Below are 2349 nucleotides of genomic sequence, written 5' to 3'. Positions count from 1 at the left end.
ACCCCGGGCCGGACCGAACAGTCCGAGCCCGGTACGCCCCAGGGGGGCACCGGCTGACACGGGACCCCCACGGCCCCACCGTGGCCGAGCGGGAGGCCGCGTCGCGGCAGGCCGGGGCGGCGATGGGGCCCCGCGTGTCTACATGACGGGTCCGGACGGCACGCCGGCCGAAATTGGCGGGCTGGACGAGATGATCACCGACGTGAAGCGTTCGAGCGGGCAGGCCGCCCCGGAGACGACCGCGCCCGAGCAGGGCCTCCGTCCCGGTGGACAGAGCAAGTGACCACCCGCTCCCGGTCGGGCGGCGAAAACCCGACCCGCCCTCCTCGCCGTGCAGGAGGATGACCAGGATCACGAGACCCTGAGACGCCCGAACGGGAGCGCACGATGCCGCACATCACCGTCGACTACTCCGAGTCGCTGACCGAGGCCTTCGACCGCCCCGGCTTCGCACGCGAACTGCATCCGCTCACCGCCGACATCGCCAAGACCGCCGTCGGCAACTGCAAGACCCGCTTCCGCCGCGTGGAGGAGACCTACGTCGCCGAAGGGGCGCCCGGCAACGCGGTGGTCCACGTCGAGATCACGCTCCTGCAGGGCCGCACCGACGAGGTCAAGACGGAGCTGAGCCAGGCCGTCCTCGCCCTCCTCCGGACCCGGGTGGCCTCCGTGCCCGACCTGACGGTGCACGCCAGCGTGGACGTACGCGAACTGGGCCCGGCGTACCGCAAGCACGTCTCGGCCTAGGCAGCGCCACGCCCCAGTCCACGGCGGGCACCGTACATCGGGCGTCGCGCGCCCGTCGCTCGTGTCGATGCCCGCCGTGACTGTCAGTGCCGTCGCCTACGGTGAGCTCATGGCCCAGTTCAAGGACTTCAACTTCAAGCTCCTCGTCATCGAGCAGTTGATGTACACCGACGAGACCCTGACCCCGCGGTTCCACCTCGTGGACCTGCTGCGGCAGCAGGGCCTGGGCAACGACGCGTACACCTATGCCCAGCAGCAAGGGCTGGCCTTCAAGGTCGTGCCCCAGGCCCGCGACCACTTCGCCTCGTTGCACATACCCGACGACCTGCTGGCCGGCGTCGAGGAACTCTGCCTGGACGGCGGGCTCGAGGTGTACCAGGAGTGCGCCCCGATCTGGGACGGCGAGGACGACCTGTTCGACGTCGCCTCCCTCGACGACCTCGCGCTGCTCCCCAACCTCCGGCGCGTCATCGGCTCGGAGTTCCTGACCCCCGAACAGCGGGACGTCCTCGTGGCTCGCGGCATCGAAACCGACTGAGGCGCACGCCGGAAGCCCCGCAGCACCGCAGCACCGCCGACAGGAGACCACCCGTATGACTGCGTCGAAACCCTCTGCACCCTCAGCGGATCGCAGCTCGACGTCCGAGATCTGGCCCCTGATCCACGCCGAACGCGCGGCACTGGCGGCCGATCTGGCGGAGCTGTCCGACGAACAGTGGGAGACCCCCTCGCTGTGTGCCGGACTCACGGTGCGTGAGGTGCTGGCGCACCTCACCGCGGGAGCGAGCCTCAACGCCGCGCGCTGGATGGCAGGTGTGATCCGCTGCCGTTTCGACTTCGACAAGCAGGTGGCCGTGCGGCTGGCCGAGCAGCTCGGTGCGAGCCCGGCCGAGACGCTTCAGCGGTTCCGGAAGGTCGTCCCCAGCACGACCAAGCCTCCCCTCCCCGTCGTCGCGATGCTGGGCGAGACGATCGTGCACGCGGAAGACGTCCGGCGTCCGCTGGGCATCGACCACGACTACCCGATCGACGTGGTCACGCGGGTGGCCGAGTACTACCAGGGATCCGACCTCGTGGTCCTCGCCAAGGGACGGATCGGGGGCCTGCGACTCGTCGCGACCGACGGGCCCTTCCGGACCGGCTCCGGTTCCCTCGTGTCCGGCACCACCCTGGCCCTGACGATGGCCATGACCGGGCGAGCCACGTACCTCGACGACCTGGAAGGCGACGGTGTCGAGCTCCTCCGCGAGCGCTGCGGAGCAGAGCGAGGGTGAACGCCGCCTCAGTCAGGGCGAGTTCACTCACCCCGAGGCACCCACCCCGCCCGCGATCCGCGGCTCGCCCTCTTATCGATTCGCTATTCCCCTGGTCATGCCGTACGGTCAAGGAACAACGACGCGGGGTGGAGCAGCTCGGTAGCTCGCTGGGCTCATAACCCAGAGGTCGCAGGTTCAAATCCTGTCCCCGCTACTGAAGACTCAGGGCCGGAATCCTTCAAGGATCCCGGCCCTGAGTGTTTGCGTCCGCATGCTCAGGCGCCCGTCCGTCCGCCTTCATCCGGGCGGAGGTCAGCGGTCGCCGCTTCCGGCCCGGCACGGGACC

At 69.8% G+C, this 2349-nt stretch carries 4 protein-coding genes and 1 tRNA gene; all 5 read left to right on the top strand.

Going from position 1 to position 2349, the window contains the following annotated elements:
* Positions 1-142 precede the first annotated feature (142 nt).
* The 5 genes from ACOV8S_RS14545 (at position 143) to ACOV8S_RS14525 (ending at position 2217) form a co-directional block, all read left to right on the top strand.
* Complete coding sequence (locus ACOV8S_RS14545; protein ID WP_448318224.1) at positions 143-283, top strand: hypothetical protein; 141 nt, start codon at positions 143-145, stop codon at positions 281-283.
* A gap of 104 nt (positions 284-387) precedes the next feature.
* The gene (locus ACOV8S_RS14540; RefSeq protein ID WP_448318223.1) at positions 388-747 is read left to right on the top strand and encodes a 5-carboxymethyl-2-hydroxymuconate Delta-isomerase; all 360 of its coding nucleotides are present in this window, start codon (positions 388-390) and stop codon (positions 745-747) included.
* A gap of 76 nt (positions 748-823) precedes the next feature.
* On the top strand, positions 824-1285 hold the full coding sequence (locus tag ACOV8S_RS14535) for a DUF6892 domain-containing protein (protein ID WP_448318222.1): 462 nt from the start codon (positions 824-826) through the stop codon (positions 1283-1285).
* Between the two features lie 55 nt (positions 1286-1340).
* A complete protein-coding gene (locus tag ACOV8S_RS14530) occupies positions 1341-2021 on the top strand; it encodes a maleylpyruvate isomerase family mycothiol-dependent enzyme (protein WP_448318221.1) in 681 nt (226 codons plus the stop codon).
* Between the two features lie 122 nt (positions 2022-2143).
* Positions 2144-2217 (top strand) — tRNA-Met (locus ACOV8S_RS14525).
* The last annotated feature ends 132 nt before the right edge of the window (positions 2218-2349 follow it).

The sequence above is a fragment of the Streptomyces sp. CO7 genome, from assembly GCF_053474865.1.
This window is presented reverse-complemented; position numbering and strand designations above follow the sequence as displayed.